We start from the raw sequence: 25,534 nt of genomic DNA, 5'->3' as shown, positions 1-25,534 counted from the left end.
GCTATATGTCAGCCTTTTTTATGTCTCACCACACCTCAGCACTTCCACTCTTTCTTAATCTCATCCAGATAAGTACTTTCTTCGTATTTTTAATTAACTTTTTTAATTTTTCACTAATGGTTTGCGCAAACGATCACGCTCAAATATTCAGATAAAAATGGATGTATCTTCACACAATGTTCGATTTACCATTGACTTATTCGACGGAAAGCTCAATTATCACCTTATCAAATGTTCACTACCATCGCATTTGCTCAAACAAGCACAGATGGAAGCGAGACGGACTTTAAAAGAATGTGCTAAATCGCATATGACAAGTAAGGGTAAGTAGTATGACAACTAAACTAGAACAACTTCGTAAACTAACAACAGTAGTAGCTGACACGGGTGACATTGAAGCAATCGCAAAGTACACGCCTGAAGATGCAACAACGAACCCTTCTCTAATTCTAAAAGCGGCAGAAATTACTGAATACGCACCACTAATCGATGCATCGATTGAATACGCTAAAGCGCAAAGCAACGACAAAACGCAGCAAGTTCAAGATACTTGCGACATGCTTGCAGTTAACATCGGTAAAGAAATTCTTAAAGTCGTACCTGGACGTATCTCAACAGAAGTAGATGCTCGTCTTTCTTACGATACTGAAGGCAGTGTGGCAAAAGCACGTCAACTGATCAAAATGTACAACGATGCAGGCATTACTAATGACCGTATCCTTATCAAACTGGCTTCTACTTGGGAAGGCATCCGTGCTGCAGAGATCCTAGAAAAAGAAGGCATCAACTGTAACCTAACTCTTCTATTCTCTTTTGCTCAAGCTCGCGCATGTGCTGAAGCGGGTGTTTATCTGATTTCTCCATTTGTTGGCCGTATCATGGACTGGTACAAAGCGAAAGAAGGTCGTGACTTTGAGCCAAGTGAAGACCCAGGTGTTGTTTCAGTTACTGGTATTTACAACTACTACAAAGAACATGGCTACAACACAGTTGTGATGGGCGCAAGCTTCCGTAACATTGGTGAAATCCTTGAATTAGCAGGCTGTGACCGCCTAACAATTAGCCCTAACCTACTTCAAGAACTTGAAGAAGCAACAGGTGAAGTGGTTGAGAAACTGGTTGATACAAACGGCAATAAAGCGCGTCCTGCAGCAATGACTCACGCAGAGTTCCTATGGGATCATAACCAAGACGCAATGGCAGTTGAGAAACTGGCTGAAGGTATCCGTAACTTTGCGGTTGACCAAGGTAAGCTAGAAGCAATGATTGCTGCTAAGCTATAAAACTAGGAACTAGGAGCTAGAACGCTTCGCTACGATAAGAGCAAAAGCAATCACATCGTATGTATTCCTTGCTCTTATCGTTTCTAGAAGCGAAGCGCATATCGTCTCTAGCTAACCACCATATTCAAATCGGGTTGAACTTCTTCAGCCCTTCATTTTCAAATATTCGAGTTAAAAAACATTATGAACCGTAAACATCTAGCAAATGCAATCCGTGCTCTAAGCATGGACGGCGTACAACAAGCAAACTCTGGTCACCCTGGCGCTCCTATGGGCATGGCTGACATCGCTGAAGTTCTTTGGCGTTCTCACTTAAATCACAACCCAGCAAACCCAGAATGGGCTGATCGCGACCGTTTCATTCTTTCAAACGGTCACGGCTCTATGCTAATCTATTCTCTGCTTCACCTTTCAGGTTATGAGTTATCAATTGATGACCTTAAAAACTTCCGTCAACTTCACTCTAAAACTCCGGGTCACCCAGAGTATGGCTATGCGCCAGGTGTTGAAACAACTACGGGTCCTCTAGGCCAAGGTATTACCAATGCTGTTGGTATGGCGATGGCTGAAAAAGCATTAGCGGCACAATTCAACAAAGAAGGCCACGATATCGTTGACCACTTCACTTATGCATTCATGGGTGATGGCTGTCTGATGGAAGGTATTTCTCACGAAGCGTGTTCACTTGCTGGTACATTAGGTCTAGGCAAATTAATCGCATTCTGGGATGACAACGGTATCTCTATCGATGGTGAAGTTGAAGGTTGGTTCTCTGATGACACACCTAAACGCTTTGAAGCGTACGGCTGGCACGTAATTCCAGCGGTTGATGGTCACGACTCAGACGCTATCAATGCAGCAATTGAAGCGGCAAAAGCTGATCCTCGCCCTACTCTTATTTGTACGAAAACTATTATCGGTTTTGGTTCTCCTAACAAACAAGGTACACATGACTGTCACGGTGCTCCACTAGGCGCTGACGAAATTAAAGCAGCAAAAGCACAATTAGGTTGGGAGCACGGCGCATTTGAAATTCCGCAAGAAGTTTACGCAGAATGGGACGCGAAAGAAGCAGGCGCAACTAAGGAAGCGTCGTGGAACGAGAAATTTGCAGCTTATGAAGCAGCATACCCAGAACTTGCAGCCGAATTTACTCGCCGCGTAAACGGTGATTTACCAAAAGAATGGGAAGAAAAAGCATCAGCTATCATTGCTGATCTTCAAGCTAACCCAGCAAACATCGCATCACGTAAAGCGTCTCAAAACGCATTAGAAGCATTTGGTGCTATGTTACCTGAATTCATGGGCGGCTCTGCTGACCTTGCACCTTCTAACCTAACAATGTGGTCTGGTTCTAAGTCTCTAGAAACAAATGACTTCTCTGGTAACTACATTCATTACGGTGTTCGTGAATTTGGTATGACAGCAATCATGAATGGTATTGCTCTGCACGGTGGTTTCGTACCATACGGCGCAACGTTCCTAATGTTCATGGAATACGCTCGTAACGCAATGCGTATGGCTGCACTAATGAAAGTGCAAAACATCCAAGTTTACACGCACGACTCTATCGGTCTTGGCGAAGATGGTCCAACTCACCAACCAGTTGAGCAAATCGCTTCTCTACGTCTAACGCCTAACATGAGCACATGGCGTCCATGTGACCAAGTTGAATCTGCTGTAGCATGGAAACTAGCTATCGAGCGTAAAGATGGTCCATCTGCACTTATTTTCTCTCGTCAAAACCTTGCACAACAAGAGCGTGATGCAGAGCAATTAACGAACATCGCTAAAGGTGGCTACATCCTTAAAGATTGTGAAGGCCAACCTGAGTTGGTCCTTATTGCAACGGGTTCAGAAATTGAACTAGCAGTTGAAGCAGCAGCACAACTGACAGCAGAAGGTAAAGCGGTACGTGTTGTTTCAATGCCATCAACAGATGCATTTGATAAGCAAGACGAAGCATACCGTGAAGCAGTGCTTCCATCAGCGGTAACTAAACGTATCGCAATTGAAGCGGGTATTGCTGACTTCTGGTACAAGTACGTTGGTTTTGGTGGCAAGATCATCGGTATGACAACATTTGGTGAGTCAGCGCCTGCTGATGAGCTATTCAAAATGTTTGGTTTCACTACTGAAAATGTAGTAAACACAGCAAAAGAATTGTTAGCTTAATAACAAACGCTTTTATAAACAAAAGCCTCGCTAATTCAGCGAGGCTTTTTTATATTGAGAAATAATTTTGAATTAAATACAACTTTTATGCGTATCGATTCATCTCTTCTGAATCTTCTGGCAACGTTTTAAAGCGTTTATGTAGCCACATCCATTGTGATGGTTCTTTCTCAATTAAACGTTCGATCTCTCTATTCAATACATTTGCAGCCGTTACAGCATCACGGCGTGGAATATCATCACTAATGTCATCCCCTATTTCTAGAGTATAGTGGTTATCAGTACGTATACTGGTACCCGACATAACAGCACACTTTGTCATATCAATTAAGAAACTTGAACCCATGGTTGTTGCCGCTTCTTGAACAGCAAAAAATGGAACAAACACTGAGTTACGGCGGCCATAGTCATGATCAGGTAAATACCACAAACGATTCCCTGACTTAAGAACTTTAATCATGCTTTTAACATCATGGCGATCAATCATCTTATGACCTTTACGTGTTCGTCCACGATGTTGAATAAATTCATAAACAGGATTGCTATTAGCACGATACACGCCATAACCAGGAGCAAAAAGACTAAAGATTCGAGCTGTCATTTCAAGATTTAAAAAATGACAACACAGCACTAATACGCCTTTACCTTCTTGCTCTTTTTCTAACATTTTCTCTTGGCCAATAATGGATATATGACGCTTAACACGCCAATCAGGCCAAAACCAAGCCATACCGGTTTCAATTAATGCTAATCCAGTATTCTTAAAATTTTCATTCACTAATCGCTCAATTTCTGTTTGTGAATAATGAGGAAAACATAATGCTAGATTTTTTCGAGCAACGTTCGCACGCTTTTTTAAGCAAAATTTAGATAAACATCCGATTCCATTTCCTATTCTTTTAAGGACGACGAACGGAAGTACATTAACCAATACAGCAAGAAAAGAAAAAGATAGCCATACAAGCCAGTACTTTGGAGACAACAGCGCCCATGTAAATTTAGGACTTGGAACTGTTTTCATTTTTTCACCCATCAAAACTAAGACACCTGTCTCGGAAATATAATTAAAGTGAAATTTTAGTTGAAAAGTTTAATAAGCTCAATCAAGTTTGATTAAATTATTTTCAAAAATATCAATTACCTTGATTGAGGCTTATTCATTATAAATAGTTACGTTTTGAATCATTATTTAATTCGACAAATTAGAACTGTGTCGAATAACTTATAAAATACAATATTAATTATAATACTTCATCACTATTAATTGTTTCATAAAGTTCTTTTAACAAACCTGATTCAATATTAATCAAACCATCAGATAAATGTATATAATTACCTTCAGTTACATTTAGCAATATATTCTTTCTGATATCTTCACTTTCTTTTGATTCTTTATTTTGAAAATGAAAATGTTGTATTTTCTCATAAACCATTTCTGAAACCTGATCAATTTGTTCTTGTGTTAAACAAACTCGAGACATTCCTACTACTGGTCTTTTTGCTTGTGATAATACTTCAAGCCTTAATTTCTCGGTAAACAAAGTATCTAATTTAGAACCTTCAAAAAAGGTATAATAAGGAGGAGTAAGAAAGCATGGTGAACCATCACTTTTCAGTTCAACCAAACCCATAATTTCCAATGCTCTCAAATAGATATAAACACTCTGTTCATTCAAATGGTTTTCATTAGCCACCTCTTGTACATCTCTTCCTTTGACATGAACTTCATAGAAAAAATCATACAAATAAGGGTGGTTATAAAAGATTTCGTCAAGAACTTCGGTTCTCGTTCCTTCTTCTTTATTGTGAATGTCACGTGCAATTTGTGAAAGTTCTTCTAGATTGGTATTTAATACGGTTGCATATTCCATTAATTTATCAATACCAATTGAATTACTATGAAAATGTCTTTTTAATGTCGAAATAGGTACATTTACTTTTAATGACAATTCATTATAAGTAAGATCATTTTCTTTTAATTTAACTCGTAATGCATTTAATAATAAACTAGCACAAAACCCCATAACGACTTCCTTGATGTTATTTCTTATTTTTTCAATTTACTTTATATCATTCTAAATTACTAGTTCGGTTTCATTTTTTGGAGTGAAGCAACTCATAAATTAAAACCCTCTTAGTTATAAAACTGTAATCATTGCACCACTTTCGCGCAAAGGTTACAAATATGTAACAACGTCAATTTAATGACAAATAATAATAACAACGTCAGTTATCGCTCATGATGAGCACTTTATCGACATGGAAGTCATATATGCGGACAAAACAATTAAAACAGTCAGCACTATCGAGCTTCATTTTTTGTACTTCAGCACTAGTTCACAATGCCTATGCTGAAGATACGAACAAGGAAGAAATACCTGCTGAATCCACAGAGATAGACCAAGACTCAAATTTAAAATGGGGCGGATCATTAAGCCTTGGGTATGACAGTAATCTTTACTCAGCTTCTGATTATCGCTCAAGTCGTGCTATTTCATTTCATGGTTCACTTCATTTGGCATTTTGGGATCACTACTCTCTTTATTCCAATACAGGTGGTTACCGTACATTACAAAATGCTGAAGGATTCTATTCTACAGATACTGTTGTTGGTCTATCGCGCTCATCACTGCTCACTTTTGGTGATACAGGACGTATGTCTATCAGTGGGCAATTTTCAATCCCAACATCACAAGCGTCTCAAGATAGTTTTCTCAATACAGCTTTTCGTATACAAACCCCATTTACTTTCAAGTTAGCGGACGTTGGTTTCCTTATTGCACCTCGTGTTCGTAAAAACTTTCACCAGTACACTACCTCACCATCTGGCAACGTAAATATATCGTGGGGATTATCTTTATTATTAGGGGCAAATTATAACTATGGCGATGCTTTCTTCTCAGTATCGGCATTAGGAGGAACCTCTATAAATTATAACGGTCGCTGGGCAGATGGTTACAGCTATGGTGGTAACGTCAGCGCCGGTTATAACCTTTTAGAGGACCTTTCTATTTCATTAACACTGGCTTCTTCCGGTGTATATACAGATGCAGCACAAGGAACATTAGGCAGCTTTGATCTTTTTGATGAAGCAAAAGCTACCTATTCACTTGGCATGACTTATTCGTTTTAGGGATAAAATAATAAAAACAGGATGTGAACAATATGACATATAAAAAGCTTACATTAGCTGCAGCGGTAACCGTTGCACTCACTGGCTGTGCGCCAGAAGAACAAGAATATGACACTCTTGATAAAGACCTTACTGAAGTTAAAGTACAAGATTTACGTGTTGAAGGCCGTTGGTTTTACGCTCCAACTACCGGAGCTGCACCTCGCTTTGCTGTAACTCAATTTCCTTTTTTACAAGGTATGGGACGTTATGTTGAGCTTTGCTTTTCAGATGAGGGCTTAGAAGTTCGTGGCTATGACAATAATAATCCAGAACTTTTACTACCAAAAGATAAAAATGGCTTCTGTTTACCGCAAGATGAAAGCAATATCGGCTCTGATGACCAAGTTAACTTTCCTCATGTTATGACCATCCCTGGTAGTTATGCGAAATACCAATGCCGTGAAGATAACTACGGTGATTGTACTAACGTCGAAGAAAAAGATTCAGATCCAAACCTTGGCAACACTACTTTTAGAAACAATACCCACTTTACGCCAAGCCCAGAATCGACACTAGTTAGTGACTTAAACTGGGATGAGTTATATGGAACCAAAGACGGCTTAACACCTCAAGGTTCACCAGAAGTGATCTCGTGGGAATTTGATCCAAAGAAAGGAGTATTAAACTTCGAGCTTGAGCAAACATTTAAGATCAATTTTGACAAACTATCTCGCTATATGGATTGGTCAGCAATGGAAGAAGAGATGGCAAAAGGCTCATTTAAGTCTCGCTTCTATTACTCCCTTGTTCATGAAAGTCATTTAGCGTCTGAAGACTATACACCTATTGTTTATCCTGATGGAGATGACGATGATTTTGGTTTCTTTACAACAACCACACTAAAACTCGATCCTATTACTAATAAATACAACGATATAACCTATTTAAACCGCTTTAATCCAGCAAAAAGCAGCATCGACTATTATCTGTCTGACAATTTCTTTGAAGATAAAAACAAGATTTATCTTGATGCCACCATTGAAACCATTAATAAAATGAATTTAACATTGAATGTGCTTGAGCCAAACAGTGGAAAGCCATACATCCAAATTGTTAATAAAACAGAAGGCATGGGTATTCATGCGGGAGATTTACGTTATAACGTGATCAACCTTGTTGATGAGCCTCTTGATAATGGCCTACTAGGTTATGGTCCATCCATTGCCAACCCAAGAACGGGAGAAATAATTAAAGCACATGTAAACCAATACTCGGGCGTAGCTCGTACTGGATCGTCGTACTACTGGAATAATTTAGTCCGTTTATACAATAATAAACAATTAGCAAATGTGGATTATTTTGTGCCTGCAGAAAAGCCTGTCGTTCCTAATGAAGCACCAGATCAAGAAGCAGACGTTGAAAATCAGCAAGTTCAACAAGCAATGAATAATCAAGTTGTTAGGCAACTTGAAGCAAATCGAGTTGTAAATGCAGATCCTTATGGTTCTCAACTAGCTCAATATATTGAACCAATTCAGGACAATTATTCTCTTCCTCCTGTTCAACTAAATCACCTTAATCCAGTTCATGATCACTCTAGTTTTGAAGACGTAGCTAAAGCAGACATGCAACGACTTCAACTTTGGTCAGAAAATAGCGTATACCCTATTGAAGCAATGTGGATCTCAGCCACACAAAAAACCATGCTCGAAAATCTGAATTTATCGGACGCTTATTTCACAGAAGTTTATGATGGTGATCATCTACAAGCCAAAGTATTGAAAAAATGGAAGCAACTGTCTCCTGAGCTACAAAGAAAAGCGGCAGATATGCTTACTATCACCACTTACACGAATACCTTAGTGCATGAAATAGGACATAACCTTGGGTTACGTCATAACTTCAAGGGATCTAACGATTCAAATAACTACCTATCGCCAGCGCAAGCTGAAGCATTAGGCATCAATGGTATTCCGGCATATAGCTCAACAATGGATTACGCACCAAGTATGTTTGATGAGATCCCTACGTGGGGACTTTATGATGTCGCTGCATTTAAATTTGCTTACGGCCGTAAAGTAGATGTAATCGACTTTTCACCATCACCGCAAGTAGATAAACCAGAAGATCTTATTGAGCAAGCACCTGAGTTCATTGCCCCTGATGATCGTGAATTAACAGAAGAAGAACAAACGCAATTAAATGCATGGGAAAAAACTCAAGCCATCCTTGATCAATACGGAACGTGGAATAATTATTTATACGCTCACAACGAACAAACAGAACAGTATAATAGCTATCAAAACTTTGCCTCTAGTGGCATTGTGGCTCACTTAAGTACAGATAATCCATACATCACATGTACAAAAGTTGAACCGCTTGGAGATATCAATAGTGATGGCTCTGATATGTCTAAATATACTTGTGATTTAAATAAGTTTGACCAACTGGCATTACAAGAGCATCAAACGGATGCCGTTAAATATGGTGTTATGCATTATTTTAAGCAAGTTGAAAACCAAAATGTTAGTAGCAAATTTGAACGTGTTGATTTTGACTTCTGTACCGATGGAAATGTCAGCCTGAATAGTGACTGTAACCGTTTTGATGAAGGGACCAACTTAGAAGAAATCGTTCTTTATAAATGGCAGCGTTATCTTGATAACTATGAAAATACAAACGCTGGGATCTTAAGTGACTCAGGATTAACAACAGGAAATTATATTCGATACATTCAGAGTCGTTTTTCATTCATGAACGAAATTCGAGAAGTAATCGAAGATACTGAACTTCAGGATAACTTTTTTTCTAAGCTAGGCTATACAAGACCAACAGATAAACCCCTTGATTTTTTTGGTTTCATTACTGAATCAAATTGTCGAATTGGTAAGACAAACGACTTATGGTATTGTGAATACGGAAATGCAACAAAACAAGCCGCAAGCTTCTTTTTGAGTGTATTAAAAACACCTGAGCATCAATGTATTATCGAAACAAAACAAAGCACATCTCCTGAAGCCGCAGTTATCGACACTCAACTTGTTTCATTTGGTGAATATCTATCATTAAAACTAAGACGCCACATTCCTGAAGATTATGATATTTCTTCTGCCTCTTGTTTTGATGATGTCATTCAAGAAGCAATCGCAATAGTAAGCAATGATATAGATACTAAGAACTTCACCCAAGCAACACTGGAGACCAAAGGTGGCAAATTTTTAAACTCTGTAAGTAGCTTTTCTCCAGATAATAACTACTCTAACTCAGTATCAACATTAGGTATTTGGCCAGATAAAGCTTTATCTTCATACTTCTTAGCTCGTCGTAATACTTTACGTTACACTGATGAACCAAGCTTTGCTGCACTAATGGATTGGCCCGGTGTTAAGCAAGAGTTTGATAATATAATGGAGCACTTAGTAGCAGGTACCCCACTTGCTTCCCCGGTTGAAATGATTAACAGCAAAGGTGAAACAATCATTCCTGAAATACCAGTAAGCCTTCACTTTACTGATAAATTAGAAGCTTTACCTCCTATGCCATGTGGTATTACTGATTTTTTAAATATATCGTGTACTGCTCGTGCAGACATACCTACGATGTTAATCGCAATGGCAGCAAATAATATTCACTCTCCTGATTATGACGTTCGTGATCGTTCACTCAACCAATTTAACAGTTGGGTAAAAGAGAGAGACAGCTATTATCTACCAGATGAGAATATAACCTTCGTATTAAACAATAAAAAATACGCAGCAACTCAAAAAAATACACTTGCTTGGAAATACGCTCATCAGCTAGAAGCACTTTCACCAAGTGAATTAACAACAACTTTAGCCGCATACACAAGAGCAGAATTACAAACGGTTCTTAATACGTGGGATAAATTCCTAAATATGACAACTGTACCTGTATATCAAACTGTTATTGCGTTTAAAAATCATGAGTTAATTCGTTCAATGTCAAACGAAGTAAAACCTGTTGTAGATCAATTACATGCTTGGGGTTTCGAAACATTAACAAATGACGCGCTAAACTATGGTATTAATACCGTACTTGGTAACTTAATCGAAAGTGGCGTTCTAACTCGGTTAGATAATGGGGATTTCAAAGAAGAAGCAACAGGCAAGGAATATCCTATTAATGACATTATTAATATAACTGTTTACCTTCAATTTATTTACCATAGAGACCCTGATAATTTTGAATTAATTCAAACCGTTACCCAAAATTATCAAGAGAAAATAGAGTCAGCAGTAGAACCGCGAGAAATTACTTTGTGGGAGCAGGATCCTTTATTAATAAAGGCCTACTTAGATAATGATTTCCGCGTAATTGACAATAATTACCAAAGAGTAAAAGAAACTTTAAATAGACTTCCTACCGTAGTAATACGCCATTAGGAACATTTTGCACAAACAAAAGCCAGCTAAATCGCTGGCTTTTCTTCATCTCAAACATTAAGAATCTAAAGGATGGTAATTACGTCTTCAAATGCCTTACGAGACTTAGGCAAAGAGGCATTATAATCTTCGCTTGGATGATGATAACCAATGGCTAAAGCAACATGACATTCATACCCTTTTAATTCATCAGCAAAAATTTCACTCAATAATTCAGGATCAATGCCTTCCATTGTTGTTGAGTCAATGTTCAGTCTAGCTAATGTATGCAGAGCATTACCAAGAGCTAAATAAGCTTGAGGCTTAGTCCATGCTTTATGCTCACCATTTTCATCACAGTTCAATTCTACAAACTTAAACGAAGCAAAAGCAGCTTCTTTTTGCTCTTCAGTAATACGCTTGTCAGCAACCGCTTTAGATAAAACCACATCATAATCATCTCGTGTATACGAAAGCTTATTTGCAAATAAAATCACATGAGAACACGCTTTGATGTGAGGTTGATTAAACTGATGCATATTTGCAAACGAATCATGCATACGTTGCTTCGCTGCATCGGATTCAATAACAATGAATTTCCAAGGCTGTGAATTAATTGAAGAAGCAGATAAACGCAGAGCCTCAAGCAAAACCGCTAAATCTTCTTGAGATACTTTCTTTGATGGGTCATATTTTTTTGATGTATAACGATTTTCAAGATCATGAATAATTGGATGCGTCATAATAATAAACCTTACTTGTGAAATTTTAATCCACAGACATTCTTGTCTGCACAACTTATGATGTCAACAAGCAAGGCATACTCAATATTTAATTTGCCATAGTGACACGGTTTCGTCCGTTATTCTTAGATTGATACAGAGCAGCATCGGCACGTTTGTATGCATCTGAAAACGTCGTATCATCATCTACAACACCACCAATTGATACTGTTACCTGTAGATCTGCAATTAACTCTTTTTCTATCTCTGATCGTATTCTTTCGGCTTTTTCTTCTGAATTCGTAACGCTAACCGAGTCCAACAAAATGATAAACTCCTCTCCACCCCAACGAATACAATAATCTTGATTACTTCTTACTGAGGCTAAAATACGTTGCGCAATTTGTTGAATGACTTCATCACCTTTCTTATGACCATAGGTATCGTTAATTTGTTTGAAGTTGTCTATATCAATAATCAACAATGAAAATGCCTTCATTTTTTTTAGGCGTTTTTCATAAAAGTCACGACGAAAAAACCCTGTCATCGTATCATATTGCAACAAAAACTTGCTGCGCTTTACATTATAGCCAATTGCAAACAAAGCTAAGGTAATGAACAACGAAGGAAAAATTATTTTCTTTATTAAATCAACAAGGTTTATTCCTAATGTAAATGGATCTAACTCAGAGCATGGGAGATAGGCCGACTTTTGATATAAATTATTTTTGTTTTGACTGTTTACAACCATGTTTTTGATTTTGTTATAGTGCTCTATTCTCTCATGTAAAAGTGATGCTTTAATATCAACGACTAACAGTGCATCTAAGTGTCGTTTATTATAAATAGGATAATATATCGAGCGAATATTCTCACCCGTACCATCTTCTATGTACTTTTCCGTCAACTTCAAGTTACAACCATAAAAAGATTGATAGGTTTGTTTTAAATTTTCATTATCTACAATGCGTGCGATAACGTTATCTTCCTCTATCTTCTCATAAAACAGCTCATAGCTATCTCTGATCGGATCTAAATGAAAATAACTCGATGGGTTCTGGAAGACAGCGATTGTCCATAAATTATCGCCAATGAGCTTCTCTAACTCAGTTCGTAATTTACTTATCCCTTCTGATAAAACCTTAACTTCTGTATCTCGAGTAACAACGACTGTGACACCATTTCTAGAATAACGCCCTTCATCTAATGTGATAGACGTAGCATTATTATAATAAGATGAGAAACGTCGGCTTATCGAATAGACATTTTTGTAATCATCTACAATTTCACGCTCTAATCGATTCACTGAAATGACATTGAAGAAAAAATAGCAAACTAAACAGACGCAAAAGATCAAAGTCCACATTTTCAAAATAATAAAAATATAGCTTTTTAACTGTGGCAACATTAATCGTCTTAGCATTGTCATTCTTTGAGTAGTAAAAGGGGCGAAATATATAGCAACAATAAAAGGAATCAATCTTTGTTTTTTATAAAGTGAGACATTGTCTCCAATTGGAGAAAGCCTAACATAATTACTCACAAGAGATATTCATTTGAATTATAGAGACTTAAAATTCATTCACTAAAGCAACAATTAAAACAAAACTTACAACATAAATTAAAATCCTCATCGAAACATCACGATACAAAAAAGCGTATTTTTTGTGATCTAAGTTGTCATTTTAGCTAAAAATGTATGCTAGGGTTTTAATGTATTGTTATCAAAAGGAGAGAAGTAATTATGAAACCTGAATTTGTTTATCAAGTGCCAGCGGAATTTGGTGCTACAGGTTTGGCAACAGCAGAAAAAGAAGCAGAAGCTTTGTATTCTGAGTTACTAGGTAAAGGCGCAAGAAACATGACAGAAGTGAAAATAGAATTGAAAGATTCTAATGTCATTGGCAGCTGGGTTATTGATGGCGAAAGATACTTCATGTAACTAACATAACAGTAGCAAAATGGACCTATTGTTTGATAGGTTCATCCATTTTTTAAAACCTCACATCGAATACCACTACACGACCTATTGTTTCTTCAGCGCTCATATTTCATATGTTTTTTATAATTTTATTTTAACAATGCCATTATTCATAATATAATGTGAAGTATCTCGCATAATTGACTTTATATATGTTTAAACGTGTAACATTTGGTTTCAGAATAAGAAAACAACTTAAAAACAATAGAGTAACTCTTCCTCCGAGGTTATCTCTATTCCAAAGAGTTAGGCTACCATCCTCGTTAAAAATAGAAGAAAACGTTGCGTTTCGTGCCGGCTATTTATTATGGAGCATGGGGGCATACTCATATAGTTATAGTCAACTTGAAAGAAATACAATCGTTGGACGTTATTGCTCAATCGCTAAAGATGTGACTATTTTAGGCTACCAACACCCTCTACATCGTTTTACGACAAGTACTGTAACCTATTCTAATGATGAGTTTGCACTATCTGGTTTGCAACATGGTTCATTAAAAGAAAATAAAGACTACGTTCCACAACCCATCATCATTAAGAATGACGTTTGGATTGGAGCTAACGTAGTACTAAAACCAGGCATTACAATTGGTAATGGCGCTGTTATTGCCGCTAATGCAGTCGTAACTAAAGATGTTCCTGATTACGCTATTGTTGGCGGGATCCCAAGTAAACTTATAAAGTATCGTTTCAAAGAAGAAGTGATTAATGACTTATTAGATATAAAATGGTGGGAATATGACTTTTTAGACTTCCAATCTATCCCATTAGATTCTGATATTAATGACTTTATTCGAGATTTTAAACAGTTAGTTGATAGTAATAGCATCAAAAAATACCATCCAAAAACATTTACCATATAATTTTATTCTACGTACACAAAAAAGGGCCGCAAACTGCGACCCTAACTTATTCGTTATTTCAGAGAAAGTGAGTTATCACTCTTTACCGCTTATTCTTTACCAAAAACGTTGTTCTCTTGCTCTTGTACTCGGATGAAAGTAGTACGCTTAGTTAGCTCTTTAAGCTGTGCTGCACCTACGTATGTACAAGTTGAACGTACGCCACCAAGGATGTCAGAAATCGTGTTATGAACAGAACCACGGAATGGTAATAGTACAGTTTTACCTTCAGCAGCACGGTACTTAGCAACACCACCAGAGTGTTTGTCCATCGCGCTTTGTGAAGACATTCCGTAGAATTTCATGAATTGCTTACCATCTTGTTCAATAACTTCACCGCCCGACTCTTCGTGACCAGCTAACATACCACCAAGCATTACGAAATCAGCACCGCCGCCGAACGCTTTAGAAACATCACCAGCGCATGAACAACCGCCATCACCGATGATACGACCACCAAGACCGTGAGCAGCGTCAGCACATTCGATAATTGCAGAAAGTTGTGGGTAACCAACACCTGTTTTAACACGTGTAGTACATACTGAACCCGGGCCAATACCTACTTTAACAATATCTGCACCAGCAAGGATAAGCTCTTCAACCATATCACCAGTAACAACGTTACCTGCAGAAATCACTTTATCAGGGAATTCAGCACGTACTTTTTCAACATACTGCACTAAATGCTCAGAGTAACCGTTTGCTATATCAATACAAATAAAGATCAAGTCATCTGTCAATGCCATGATGTCTTTAGTTTTTTGGAAATCAGCTTCTGAAGTACCAGTAGAAACCATTGCATTTTTAAGAACAGATGCATCGTTCTCTTTAATAAACTCAGCCCAATCAGCAACAGTATAGTGCTTATGTACAGCAGTCATTACACCATGCTCAGATAATGCTTTCGCCATTGCAAAGCTACCTACAGAATCCATGTTAGCTGCAATGACAGGTGTACCAGACCATTGACGTCCGCTATGTTTGAATGTAAAATCGCGGGTTAATTCAACCTGAGAGCGACTTTTCAGCGTTGAACGCTTAGGACGAAACAGTACATCTTTGAAGCCTAACTTTAATTCTTGTTCGATACGCATGATAAATTCCTCGTCTTATCGATAAGGCTCTACTATCTCTTGTTGCCTTTGGCAGAAGGCAGTTAACAAACCAAGATAGCAGGCACAAAAAAACCGGGGCGCTGGCAGGCGCTCCGGTTTTCAGTATTATAGGTCCAGAAACCTTTTTAGCAAGTCTGATAATTCTATTTTTTTTGTGATACCATTGATTAAATTGCAAACAAAAAGCACTTACCAGTTAATTAGACTTTTAAAATATAATAATTAGATAATTACTCTGCATTTCTTCCAACTCTTAGACTTTTATAAAACCACCTAATTAACGCCCATCGGTAACTTTCTTCAAACAAGTAAACGTTTGCTATTATCAGTTAATATCCAAGACGATCAACTTCTCATTTTTTTACTATTTTCATGAATGGATATCGAATTTAATGTGATATACTCACGGAAAATTCACTCATTAACTGATCTTTAATACATGAAGTTTCCTGGCCAACGTAAGTCTAAACACTATTTTCCAGTTCACACTCGCGATCCTCTAGTGAATCAAATCAACCAAACGCCTAAACTTGAACGCACTCATCTTATCGGTGTTGGTCAAACAATCGTAGATATCGAAGCAAAAGTAGATGATGACTTCCTAAACCGTCATCAATTAAGTAAAGGTCATTCACTAGTTCTTGAAGAATCAAAAGCTGAAGCTTTATATAAAGAACTATTTGAAAGAAACTTGATCAGTCATGAGTATCCTGGCGATACTATTGGTAATACTCTTCATAATTATTCTGTTCTAGCTGATAGCAAATCTATTCTTTTAGGTGTTATGAGCGAAGACATCAAAATCGGCTCTTACGCTTATCGTTACTTATGTAACACAACAAGCCGTATGGATTTAGACTACCTTCAGCCAGTTCAAGGCCCTATTGGTCGTTGTTACACATTAATTTCAGAAGACGGTGAACGTACGTTTGCTATCAATGAAGGTGACATGAACCAATTATGCCCAACTCATGTTCCAGAGCATATTTTCGAAAAAGCATCAGCACTAGTGATTTCTTCTTACCTTGTTCGTGGTAAAGAAGGCGACCCTATGATGGACGCAGTGCGTAAAGCTATCGATTGTGCAAAATCTCATAACGTTCCAGTGGTTCTTACTTTAGGTACTAAATACGTTATCGAAGGTAAAGCAGAATGGTGGCAAACCTTCTTAAAAGAAAATGTGACTGTTGTTGCAATGAATGAAGAAGAAGCAGAAGCATTAACTGGTGAAAAAGATCCTCTACTAGCGGCAGATAAAGCTCTTGAGTGGGTTGATCTAGTTCTTTGTACTGCAGGCCCTATCGGTCTATACATGGCTGGTTTCACAGAAGAAAGTATTAAACGCGAAACAAGTAAGCCCCTTCTACCGGGTAACATTCCTGAATTTAACCGCTTCGAATACAGTCGTCCAATGGTTAAAGCGTTATGTAAAAAGCCAATTAAAGTATCTTCTCACATTGCTCCATACATGGGCGGCCCTGTTGAGATTAAAAATACGAATGGTGCTGGTGATGCTGCATTATCAGCTTTATTGCATGATATGGCTGCAAACTTCTACCATAAAGAGAATGTGCCAAATTCAAGCAAACATGATGCTGAGTATTTAACCTATTCTTCTTTCTCTCAAATTTGTAAATACTCTAACCGTGCAAGTTATGAAGTATTAACTCAACACTCTCCTCGCTTGTCTAATTCAATGCCAGAGCGTGAAGATTGCTTAGAAGAGGCATACTGGGAACGTTAGTCCCATTAGTATGGTTTATTTATAAAAAATCCGACGGTTAAACGTCGGATTTTTTGTATATATAGCCCTAATATAAATTAAGTGCGGTACAACACTTTAACCACGTGCCAACCAAATTTAGTCTTCACTAAGTGCGGAACCAGAGTTTCACCACTGAAGCACACCTTATCAAATTGAGGAACCATTTGACCTTTCTTGAATTCACCTAAATCACCGCCTCTTTTACCAGAAGGACAACTTGAATACTTCTTCGCTAATACGTGAAATTTAGCGCCTTTTTTAAGCTGTTGGATAATGTCTTCTGCTTGTTCTTTATGCTTAACAAGAATGTGTAACGCAGCTGCAGTATTCGCCATGAATGCCTCAATTAGTTTAAATAACGATTTATCATAATTATATCGTTTATATCGCCATAATTGATAGTCTCACCTTTAAAAACCGTCTCAAAAAAACTACAATCTCCTTTATAAAAGAACATCAAAAAGGCTATCACTTATGAAAAGCAAGGCGAATCAATCGCAAGGTATGCTGCTATTCAAACTCACGCTTTCACAACGGTTTGCTATTGGCACCTTGAAAGTTCGTGAGATCGTACCTTTCCAGCCTCTCACATCTATCCCCTATTCTCATCATCATGTTTTAGGTACCGCAACCATAAGAAATATGGCGATTCCCATTATCGACATGGCAGCAGCGGTTGGATTTCGACCATTACAAAAAGAAGAACTTGATAGCTGTTATATCATCATTACTGATTGCATGCGTACTGTTGTTGGGTTCGCAATCAGATCTATCGATAAAATAATAGAATGTGATTGGAAAGCAATTGAAGCCTCTCCACCAACCGCGGGTTCTAATGTTTTTGTTACTGGTATTACACGAGTTGAAGATAAAATCGTTCAATTACTTGATGTTGAGCTGTTACTATCAAAAATCTATCCAGAAGATACTTCTAATTTATATCCTATCTTAGCGGACGTTGAGAGGGAGAAACTAAAACCGTTAAACATACTATTAGTTGATGACTCTTTTGTTGCACGTAAACAGCTTTCAACTGCACTCGACAGTATTAATATCCCTTATGATGTTGCAACAAACGGTTTAGATGCTTATGAAATACTAAAAAAAGCATCTGATGAAGGTAGACCATATAATATCGTTGTTAGTGATATTGAAATGCCGGGATTAGATGGATACGAATTGGCTTTTGAGATTCAAAATGACAATCGACTAAAAGATGCTTATGTAATTCTTCATACCTCACTTTCAAGTGAGATCTGTGTAGAGCAAGCACACCAAGTCGGTGCTCACGAAGCCCTAACAAAATTTGAAGCGACGGAATTAGTTCAAGCAATGCTTCGTGGTGCAAACCACAACAACCGAGCTGCTTAATTAACGCATACAAAAATAACTTACACATACAAAAAACCGCATTACCCTAGGATAATGCGGTTTTTTTATATTTTTGTTTATTACTTAAAATTAAAGAATTAAAAGTACAGACGAATTACCGATACGGCTACACACCCAGGACGGCGACACTTTTCGATTTCAACTTTAACTTCTGTCTCAATCTCTAAACCACGCTTGATTGGTGTCACTGACATCAGTGTGCTTCTTGCTCGAATACGCTTACCCGCTTTAACTGGATATGGGAAACGCACTTTATTTAAACCGTAGTTAACAGTCATTTTTGCTGTTGGGAACAGTAAGTTATCACTACCAACGTTATCTGTCAGTTTTGATAACATAGAAAGCGTAAGAAAGCCGTGTGCGATAGTGGTTTTAAAAGGAGATTCTGCCGCTGCTCTCTCTGGATCCGTATGAATCCATTGTGGATCTTCTGTTACTGCACCAAAACTGTTAATTCGCTCTTGATCCATTAATGACCAATCGCCAACGTGAATTTCTTCACCTAAACGAGCTGTTAGCTCTTCAAAAACGTTTTGTGTTTCTAAGTTCATTTCAATTGGCTCAGGCTGAACAGCTTCTTGCGCCTGTCCATTAACAGTACGCTTATGCTCTTTAACCCACGAAATAATGTGAATATTGTTGGCTTTATTTAAAAATTCAATCCAGTAATCATATATGGTCGGTGACATCCAGTCTTTCAACTCGAACGGATGTTTCGCAAGATATTCACGCTTATGCTTTAGAAAATCGACAACCTTCATAGAGAAACCTTATTTGATATCTAATCGTAAAAACAATGCTTAATAGCCAGATTGCGTAATTGTGTTACACATCACGTTTTTTTTGCAAATCTTTTCCTAGCTTACACTTGTTCGCTGTAATCAACTTTTTCTTTATTAAACAAACTACTATCGATAATGAACACTGTTCAAAAAAAATCCATTATGAGAAGTAATGCTCATATTTCAGCAAAAACATCATAGAAAGACGTTAAAATACACACTAATTTCACGCTTATTTTAGTGGCTATTGTGCTCTAATTATGAGTTTTCAATCGCATTTCTGATAATTAACACAAATTAGTTTAGGTTAAACATTCCCAAAATCAATAAAACAAAAAACCTCTGCAGTAAATACAGAGGTTTTTCTAGTAACTCGAACTTATTAAGGATCACCAACGATCACACATTTCTTGTTGTTATTAATTATCCGCGATAATAACGCTGAGGAACAAATGGCATCTTCTCAACCGTCATTGGCAGTTTTTTTCCTCTTACATCTGCAAAAACTTCAGTACCAAGACTAGCAAGATCAGTTCGTACATATGCCATCGATACTGGCTTCCCTGCTGTTGGCCCCGCTGTACCACTTGTTACAATGCCAATTTCATTATCATTCGCATCATAAAGCTTACATCCTTCACGCACAGGCGCTTTAGTTTGCCCAACAAGACCGACACGTTTACGATTTACATCTTTTGTTTCAATCTGCTTTAAAATAACATCAGCACCAGGGAAACCAGCAGCACGTTCACCATCAGCACGACGGTTTTTACTTATTGCCCATAAAAGGCTAGCTTCTAGTGGTGTCGTTGTCGTATCTAAATCATGTCCGTACAAACATAGGCCGCATTCTAGACGCAATGAATCACGAGCACCTAAACCTATCCATTCTACTTCTTCAAATGACGTTAAAGTCTCTGCTAATTCTGCTGCTTTATCATTTGGTACTGATATTTCATATCCATCCTCTCCTGTATAACCAGAGCGACTGACATAGCATTCAATACCATTGATCTCTACCACAGCGGTATCCATAAATAGCATATTAGCCACAGATGACTGAAGTCGAGACAATACGTCGGCAGCTTGTGGGCCTTGAAGCGCTAATAAAGATCGATCTTCAATCACCTCTATTTCGACATCAGCAGGTAAATTAGCTGCTAAGTGCGCAATATCTTGTTCTTTACACGCCGCATTAACAACAACAAACAGATGAGCACCAAAGTTAGCCACCATCAAGTCATCCATAATTCCGCCATCATCATTCGTAAAAAATGCATAGCGCTGCTTTTGAGAAGGAAGATCAATAATATCAACAGGAACTAAAGCTTCTAATGCAGCAGCGGCATTTTGTCCTTTCAGTCTAAGTTGCCCCATGTGCGACACATCGAACAAACCAGCGGCATTACGAGTATGAAGGTGCTCTTTTTTTACACCAAGTGGATATTGCACAGGCATTTCATACCCTGCAAATGGCACCATCTTCGCGCCTGCTGCTACATGAATATCGTAAAGTGCGGTTTTATATAATTGATCTGACATTCTTCTATCTCCATTTGCCTTATTGTATGGCTGAATTTGTCGTTATAAAAAGTGTTGAGCTGTTTATTCTATTTTGCTGTCACCCAAAGAATTTGAGCGTCTTCTTTACTGATCGAAATTAATACATGCCCCATGCTCGCATCGTAATAAACGCTATCTCCAACAGCCAAGTTTACTGGTTCATAAAATTCACTGTAAAAACAGACTTCCCCTTCAAGAACTAATAAAAACTCTTCACCATCGTGACGAACCCATTCTGCATATGCATCAAAATCTCGTGCTCGAATTCGACTTTTAAAAGGCACCATTTTTTTATTAGATAATTGCGTGGCAAGTAACTCATGTTCATAGGTTGCTGTTGGATGAGGCTTACCTTGCTCAGCTAACGTAATATCACGTCTACCTGCCGCCCCTTTTGTTTTAGGTGGTTCAAAGATTTGTGGGATATCAATATCCAACCCTGTCGCTAACTTTTGCAATGCTTGAAATGTTGGTGAAATCTGTTCATTTTCTATTTTTGACAAGGTTGAACGTGCAAGTCCAGTTCGCTTACTTGCTTCTTCGAGTGTTAAACCAAGTTGGATTCGTATGTCTTTTAATCTTTGACCAAGATCCAATGGAGCAATCGGTTGCTCTTCGTTATTTTTCTCAACTTTAACGATTTTCGCTTCCTGCATGTTTATTTTTTCTGCGCTCACATAGCGCTCCTTGTGCTTATGAATCATCCAAATTGCTTTATTAATATTCACTTTACTGAAAGAAATTGCGAGATAAAAGGAAACAACAATGTCTAAATAGTGCGCTAGGTAGCAAAAAAGGAAACAAAGTTTCTTATTGGAAACTTCGTCGTTGAATGTTGCATTTCACACTTGTATGTTTATCGAATGTAATGTGATGGCTGTTATTAATACAGATAACACTCTATTTGGTTTTATTTTATACAATTTCGCTTAACGCTATTTGCTTAATGCAATTCACTCTGGAGAAGTATCATGGAAAAAGATCTTAAATTTACAGCAAGCCACGAATGGGTACGTGACAATGGCGACGGTACAGTAACGGTTGGTATCTCTGATCACGCTCAAGGTCTACTTGGTGACGTTGTATTTGTGGACTTACCTGATGTTGATGATGAAGTAACCGCCGGTGAAGGATTCTCACTCGTTGAATCAGTTAAAGCTGCATCGGATATTTACTCACCAGTGACAGGGGTGATTGTTGAAATCAATGAAGAGCTTGAAGACAGCCCAGAGCAAGTAAACGAAGAACCGTACGAAAGCGGTTGGATTGCTCGTATTAAGCTTTCAGATTCATCTGAATTAGAAAGCCTAATCCCGAGCGACACTTATCTTGAAAGCCTAGACGAAGAATAAAAATCATAAAAAGGATTAAGATAATGAGTCAGCTCCTTCAACAATTAGGCACGGATAACGAGTTTATTCGTCGCCATAATGGACCCGCTTCTTCTGAACATCAGCATATGCTCAACACTATTGGTGCTGAAACGTTACAACAATTAATTGAAGAAACCGTTCCAAGCTCAATTCGTTTGCCTCAGCCAATGCAACTCCCTCATGGTTTATCAGAAAATGCCATGCTTGCTGAGTTAAAACAGATCGCTCAACAAAATACACTCAATACCAGTTATATCGGTCAAGGGTATTACAATACTCACACACCTAATGTAATTTTACGTAATGTGTTGGAAAACCCGGGCTGGTATACCGCTTATACTCCTTACCAACCTGAAATTTCTCAAGGTCGTTTAGAAGCTTTACTAAATTATCAACAAATGGTGATGGATTTAACCGGACTTGAGATTGCTAACGCTTCCCTACTTGATGAAGCAACGGCAGCAGCAGAAGCCATGACTCTATGTAAGCGCGGCGGAAAAAGCAAAAGCAATATTTTCTTCGTTGCTGATGATGTTCACCCACAAACATTAGCGGTTATTAAAACTCGTGCAAAGTTCATCGGTTTTGATGTCATTGTTGATAATGAATCCAATCTTGATTCTCATGATGTGTTTGGTGCCCTACTGCAATACCCAGGCACAACAGGTGAAGTAAAAGATCTTACGGATCTTATTGCTCAAGCTCATACCAAGAAAACACTCGTTGTTGTTGCAACCGATCTATTAGCGTCTGTGTTACTTAAACCTGTTGGTGAGATGGGGGCAGATATTGCGATTGGTAGTGCGCAGCGCTTCGGTGTACCAATGGGGTACGGTGGTCCTCACGCCGCATTCATGGCGACACGTGAAAAATTAAAACGCTCAATGCCGGGCCGTGTCATTGGTGTCTCGATTGATTCAAAAGGCAATCAAGCACTTCGTATGGCAATGCAAACTCGTGAGCAGCATATTCGTCGTGAGAAAGCGACATCGAATATTTGTACCGCTCAAGCATTACTGGCGAACATGGCTTCTTTTTATGCCGTGTATCATGGTCCAGAAGGGTTGAAAACCATTGCTCGTCGTGTCCACCACTTTACGGCTATTGTGGCAAAAGCATTACAAATGGCAGGTTTTGAGCTAGAGCACCAACATTTCTTTGATACCTTAACCGTTAAGACTGAACAGCAAACAGATATTTTGTACACTAAAGCGTTAGCTTCAAGTATTAACCTACGCAAATTTGATACAAAATTAGGGATCAGTTTTGATGAAACAACTACGGCTTCGGATCTGGTTACCCTATTAACGGTATTTGGTATCGATAATGCGGAATGTGAAACCCTATCTGCTGAAGTAGGGAAAGATGAATTTGCTGCCATACCTAAACATTGTCAACGAACGTCTTCCTTCTTAACTCATCCAGTATTTAATACGTACCATAGTGAAACACAAATGCTACGTTATTTGAAAAAACTGGAAAACAAAGACTTTTCTTTAACTCATGGCATGATCCCGCTCGGTTCTTGTACCATGAAATTAAATGCCGTTGCAGAAATGCTGCCTGTTACATGGCCAGAGTTTGGTGGTATTCACCCATTCGCACCACTAAACCAAGCCGCAGGTTATACAACACTAGCAACATCACTAAAATCCATGTTATGTGAAATCACAGGTTATGATGAGTTTTCATTGCAACCAAACTCAGGCGCTTCTGGCGAATACGCAGGTCTAATTGCGATTCAACGTTACCATGAGAGCCGTGGTGATGCTCACCGTAATGTTTGCTTGATCCCAAGCTCTGCACACGGTACTAACCCAGCTACTGCATCTATGGTATCGATGAAAGTTGTCGTGGTGAAGTGCGATGAGAACGGCAATATCGATATGATCGATCTCGCTGAAAAAATTGAAAAGCATCAAGAAAATCTATCAAGCATAATGATCACTTACCCTTCTACGCATGGCGTATATGAAGAGCAAGTACGTGAAGTGTGCGACATGGTACATGCAGCAGGTGGTCAAGTGTATCTTGATGGTGCCAATATGAATGCGCAAGTTGGTTTAACAAGCCCAGGTTTCATCGGCTCAGATGTATCTCACTTAAACCTACACAAAACCTTCTGTATTCCACACGGTGGTGGGGGTCCGGGTATGGGTCCTATTGGTGTTAAATCACACCTTGCGCCTTTCCTTCCGGGACACTCAGAAAACGGCGTTCAAGGAACGGATTATGCTGTTTCAGCTGCGGATTTAGGCAGTGCCTCTATCTTACCAATATCATGGGCATACATTGCTATGATGGGTGAAATGGGTCTAACTGAAGCGACAAAAGTGGCGATATTAAATGCCAACTACGTAATGGAACGTCTACGCCCTCACTACCCTGTTTTATACCGTGGTACCAATGGTCGTATTGCGCACGAATGTATTATTGATATTCGTCCATTAAAAGAAGCAACAGGCATCAGTGAAGAAGACATTGCAAAACGATTAATGGACTTTGGTTTCCATGCTCCAACCATGTCATTCCCAGTTGCAGGAACCTTAATGGTTGAGCCAACGGAATCTGAAGACCTAGCTGAACTGGATCGTTTCTGTGACGCGATGATAGCGATTCGTGAAGAGATGAATAAAGTTGAGCAAGGTGAATGGCCATTAGACAACAACCCACTGGTTAATGCACCACACACACAAGTCGATTTGATGTCTGATAGCTGGGAACATCCATATACTCGTGAAGTAGCATGCTTCCCATCATCACAATCAAAAGATTCTAAATACTGGCCTACCGTCAACCGTGTAGACAATGTGTATGGTGATCGTAATTTAATCTGTTCATGCCCAAGCATTGAGAATTACGAAGAGTAACACTCACCACTAACAACCTATCTATATAAAATAGACAAGCGTATGTTTGTCTATTTTTTATCTAAAAAATGAATCATTCCTTTCCCTTTTGTTACGGTGAAATAACCGTAATCA

19 protein-coding genes are annotated in these 25,534 nt (G+C 38.3%); 10 read left to right on the top strand and 9 right to left on the bottom strand.

Translation table 11 applies throughout. From position 1 onward, the window contains the following. The first annotated feature begins 332 nt into the window (after positions 1-332). Together tal and tkt are read left to right on the top strand one after the other, a co-directional pair. Positions 333-1,283, top strand: a complete 951-nt coding sequence (tal, locus tag AVFI_RS17620) for a transaldolase (RefSeq protein WP_054775815.1) — start codon at positions 333-335, stop codon at positions 1,281-1,283. A 183-nt stretch (positions 1,284-1,466) separates the two neighbouring features. Next, complete coding sequence (gene tkt / locus AVFI_RS17615) at positions 1,467-3,458, top strand: transketolase (RefSeq protein ID WP_199414894.1); 1,992 nt, start codon at positions 1,467-1,469, stop codon at positions 3,456-3,458. A gap of 85 nt (positions 3,459-3,543) precedes the next feature. Here the strand turns inward: tkt and AVFI_RS17610 are convergent, their stop codons facing one another. Further along, complete coding sequence (locus tag AVFI_RS17610) at positions 3,544-4,479, bottom strand: Kdo(2)-lipid IV(A) acyltransferase (RefSeq protein ID WP_444546275.1); 936 nt, start codon at positions 4,477-4,479, stop codon at positions 3,544-3,546. A 220-nt stretch (positions 4,480-4,699) separates the two neighbouring features. Then, positions 4,700-5,482 carry a helix-turn-helix transcriptional regulator gene (locus AVFI_RS17605; RefSeq protein WP_063658863.1) on the bottom strand — a complete coding sequence of 261 codons (783 nt, stop codon included), beginning with the start codon at positions 5,480-5,482 and terminating at the stop codon, positions 4,700-4,702. Between the two features lie 248 nt (positions 5,483-5,730). Between AVFI_RS17605 and AVFI_RS17600 the strand changes: the two genes are divergently transcribed. Both AVFI_RS17600 and AVFI_RS17595 read left to right on the top strand, forming a co-directional pair. Beyond that, positions 5,731-6,591: a hypothetical protein gene (locus AVFI_RS17600; RefSeq protein WP_188863692.1), complete on the top strand. Its 861-nt coding sequence runs from the start codon at positions 5,731-5,733 to the stop codon at positions 6,589-6,591. A gap of 32 nt (positions 6,592-6,623) precedes the next feature. Beyond that, positions 6,624-10,976: a zinc-dependent metalloprotease gene (locus tag AVFI_RS17595; RefSeq protein WP_188863691.1), complete on the top strand. Its 4,353-nt coding sequence runs from the start codon at positions 6,624-6,626 to the stop codon at positions 10,974-10,976. A gap of 65 nt (positions 10,977-11,041) precedes the next feature. Here AVFI_RS17595 and AVFI_RS17590 read toward each other — a convergent pair whose 3' ends face one another. Together AVFI_RS17590 and AVFI_RS17585 are read right to left on the bottom strand one after the other, a co-directional pair. After that, the gene (locus AVFI_RS17590) at positions 11,042-11,698 is read right to left on the bottom strand and encodes an NAD(P)H-dependent oxidoreductase (protein WP_054775812.1); all 657 of its coding nucleotides are present in this window, start codon (positions 11,696-11,698) and stop codon (positions 11,042-11,044) included. Between the two features lie 88 nt (positions 11,699-11,786). Next, on the bottom strand, positions 11,787-12,983 hold the full coding sequence (locus AVFI_RS17585; RefSeq protein WP_252653958.1) for a GGDEF domain-containing protein: 1,197 nt from the start codon (positions 12,981-12,983) through the stop codon (positions 11,787-11,789). Positions 12,984-13,421: 438 nt separating this feature from the next. Here AVFI_RS17585 and AVFI_RS17580 point away from each other — a divergent pair, with 438 nt between their 5' ends. Together AVFI_RS17580 and AVFI_RS20455 are read left to right on the top strand one after the other, a co-directional pair. After that, positions 13,422-13,619 (top strand): hypothetical protein, encoded by a 198-nt coding sequence (locus tag AVFI_RS17580; RefSeq protein WP_005422977.1) that lies wholly within the window; start codon positions 13,422-13,424, stop codon positions 13,617-13,619. Positions 13,620-13,810: 191 nt separating this feature from the next. Then, on the top strand, positions 13,811-14,521 hold the full coding sequence (locus AVFI_RS20455) for a CatB-related O-acetyltransferase (RefSeq protein ID WP_080951892.1): 711 nt from the start codon (positions 13,811-13,813) through the stop codon (positions 14,519-14,521). Positions 14,522-14,610: 89 nt separating this feature from the next. Here AVFI_RS20455 and AVFI_RS17570 read toward each other — a convergent pair whose 3' ends face one another. Beyond that, complete coding sequence (locus tag AVFI_RS17570; protein WP_005422978.1) at positions 14,611-15,654, bottom strand: GMP reductase; 1,044 nt, start codon at positions 15,652-15,654, stop codon at positions 14,611-14,613. A gap of 460 nt (positions 15,655-16,114) precedes the next feature. Between AVFI_RS17570 and AVFI_RS17565 the strand changes: the two genes are divergently transcribed. Next, positions 16,115-17,419, top strand: a complete 1,305-nt coding sequence (locus tag AVFI_RS17565; RefSeq protein WP_005422987.1) for an inosine/guanosine kinase — start codon at positions 16,115-16,117, stop codon at positions 17,417-17,419. Between the two features lie 77 nt (positions 17,420-17,496). Here the strand turns inward: AVFI_RS17565 and ppiC are convergent, their stop codons facing one another. Next, positions 17,497-17,775 (bottom strand): peptidylprolyl isomerase PpiC, encoded by a 279-nt coding sequence (gene ppiC / locus AVFI_RS17560; RefSeq protein ID WP_005422988.1) that lies wholly within the window; start codon positions 17,773-17,775, stop codon positions 17,497-17,499. 139 nt (positions 17,776-17,914) lie between these two features. Between ppiC and AVFI_RS17555 the strand changes: the two genes are divergently transcribed. Continuing rightward, positions 17,915-18,811: a chemotaxis protein gene (locus tag AVFI_RS17555; protein WP_054775811.1), complete on the top strand. Its 897-nt coding sequence runs from the start codon at positions 17,915-17,917 to the stop codon at positions 18,809-18,811. 98 nt (positions 18,812-18,909) lie between these two features. Here the strand turns inward: AVFI_RS17555 and AVFI_RS17550 are convergent, their stop codons facing one another. From AVFI_RS17550 to AVFI_RS17540, 3 genes are all read right to left on the bottom strand, one after another. Next, complete coding sequence (locus AVFI_RS17550; protein ID WP_054775810.1) at positions 18,910-19,593, bottom strand: MaoC family dehydratase; 684 nt, start codon at positions 19,591-19,593, stop codon at positions 18,910-18,912. 444 nt (positions 19,594-20,037) lie between these two features. Continuing rightward, positions 20,038-21,156: a glycine cleavage system aminomethyltransferase GcvT gene (gcvT, locus tag AVFI_RS17545; protein ID WP_188863689.1), complete on the bottom strand. Its 1,119-nt coding sequence runs from the start codon at positions 21,154-21,156 to the stop codon at positions 20,038-20,040. Positions 21,157-21,224: 68 nt separating this feature from the next. Then, positions 21,225-21,833 (bottom strand): helix-turn-helix domain-containing protein, encoded by a 609-nt coding sequence (locus tag AVFI_RS17540; protein ID WP_050997529.1) that lies wholly within the window; start codon positions 21,831-21,833, stop codon positions 21,225-21,227. Positions 21,834-22,148: 315 nt separating this feature from the next. Here AVFI_RS17540 and gcvH point away from each other — a divergent pair, with 315 nt between their 5' ends. Further along, entirely contained in the window at positions 22,149-22,529 is a 381-nt protein-coding gene (gcvH, locus tag AVFI_RS17535) for a glycine cleavage system protein GcvH (RefSeq protein WP_012534636.1), read from the top strand. Positions 22,530-22,552: 23 nt separating this feature from the next. Then, on the top strand, positions 22,553-25,420 hold the full coding sequence (gene gcvP, locus AVFI_RS17530) for an aminomethyl-transferring glycine dehydrogenase (protein ID WP_188863688.1): 2,868 nt from the start codon (positions 22,553-22,555) through the stop codon (positions 25,418-25,420). Positions 25,421-25,534: the final 114 nt, after the last annotated feature.

It is taken from the genome of Aliivibrio fischeri ATCC 7744 = JCM 18803 = DSM 507 (assembly GCF_023983475.1).
Lineage (GTDB): Bacteria > Pseudomonadota > Gammaproteobacteria > Enterobacterales > Vibrionaceae > Aliivibrio > Aliivibrio fischeri.
Note: the sequence above shows the minus strand (reverse complement) of the source record. Positions and strands in the feature narration are given on the sequence as shown.

Bases quoted from the DNA above. Each gene is read 5' to 3' on its own strand.
- tal (WP_054775815.1), top strand. From the start codon at position 333: ATGACAACTAAACTAGAACAACTTCGTAAACTAACAACAGTAGTAGCT.
- tkt (WP_199414894.1), top strand. From the start codon at position 1,467: ATGAACCGTAAACATCTAGCAAATGCAATCCGTGCTCTAAGCATGGAC.
- AVFI_RS17610 (WP_444546275.1), bottom strand. From the start codon at position 4,479: ATGAAAACAGTTCCAAGTCCTAAATTTACATGGGCGCTGTTGTCTCCA.
- AVFI_RS17605 (WP_063658863.1), bottom strand. From the start codon at position 5,482: ATGGGGTTTTGTGCTAGTTTATTATTAAATGCATTACGAGTTAAATTA.
- AVFI_RS17600 (WP_188863692.1), top strand. From the start codon at position 5,731: ATGCGGACAAAACAATTAAAACAGTCAGCACTATCGAGCTTCATTTTT.
- AVFI_RS17595 (WP_188863691.1), top strand. From the start codon at position 6,624: ATGACATATAAAAAGCTTACATTAGCTGCAGCGGTAACCGTTGCACTC.
- AVFI_RS17590 (WP_054775812.1), bottom strand. From the start codon at position 11,698: ATGACGCATCCAATTATTCATGATCTTGAAAATCGTTATACATCAAAA.
- AVFI_RS17580 (WP_005422977.1), top strand. From the start codon at position 13,422: ATGAAACCTGAATTTGTTTATCAAGTGCCAGCGGAATTTGGTGCTACA.
- AVFI_RS20455 (WP_080951892.1), top strand. From the start codon at position 13,811: ATGTTTAAACGTGTAACATTTGGTTTCAGAATAAGAAAACAACTTAAA.
- AVFI_RS17570 (WP_005422978.1), bottom strand. From the start codon at position 15,654: ATGCGTATCGAACAAGAATTAAAGTTAGGCTTCAAAGATGTACTGTTT.
- AVFI_RS17565 (WP_005422987.1), top strand. From the start codon at position 16,115: ATGAAGTTTCCTGGCCAACGTAAGTCTAAACACTATTTTCCAGTTCAC.
- ppiC (WP_005422988.1), bottom strand. From the start codon at position 17,775: ATGGCGAATACTGCAGCTGCGTTACACATTCTTGTTAAGCATAAAGAA.
- AVFI_RS17555 (WP_054775811.1), top strand. From the start codon at position 17,915: ATGAAAAGCAAGGCGAATCAATCGCAAGGTATGCTGCTATTCAAACTC.
- AVFI_RS17550 (WP_054775810.1), bottom strand. From the start codon at position 19,593: ATGAAGGTTGTCGATTTTCTAAAGCATAAGCGTGAATATCTTGCGAAA.
- gcvT (WP_188863689.1), bottom strand. From the start codon at position 21,156: ATGTCAGATCAATTATATAAAACCGCACTTTACGATATTCATGTAGCA.
- AVFI_RS17540 (WP_050997529.1), bottom strand. From the start codon at position 21,833: ATGCAGGAAGCGAAAATCGTTAAAGTTGAGAAAAATAACGAAGAGCAA.
- gcvH (WP_012534636.1), top strand. From the start codon at position 22,149: ATGGAAAAAGATCTTAAATTTACAGCAAGCCACGAATGGGTACGTGAC.
- gcvP (WP_188863688.1), top strand. From the start codon at position 22,553: ATGAGTCAGCTCCTTCAACAATTAGGCACGGATAACGAGTTTATTCGT.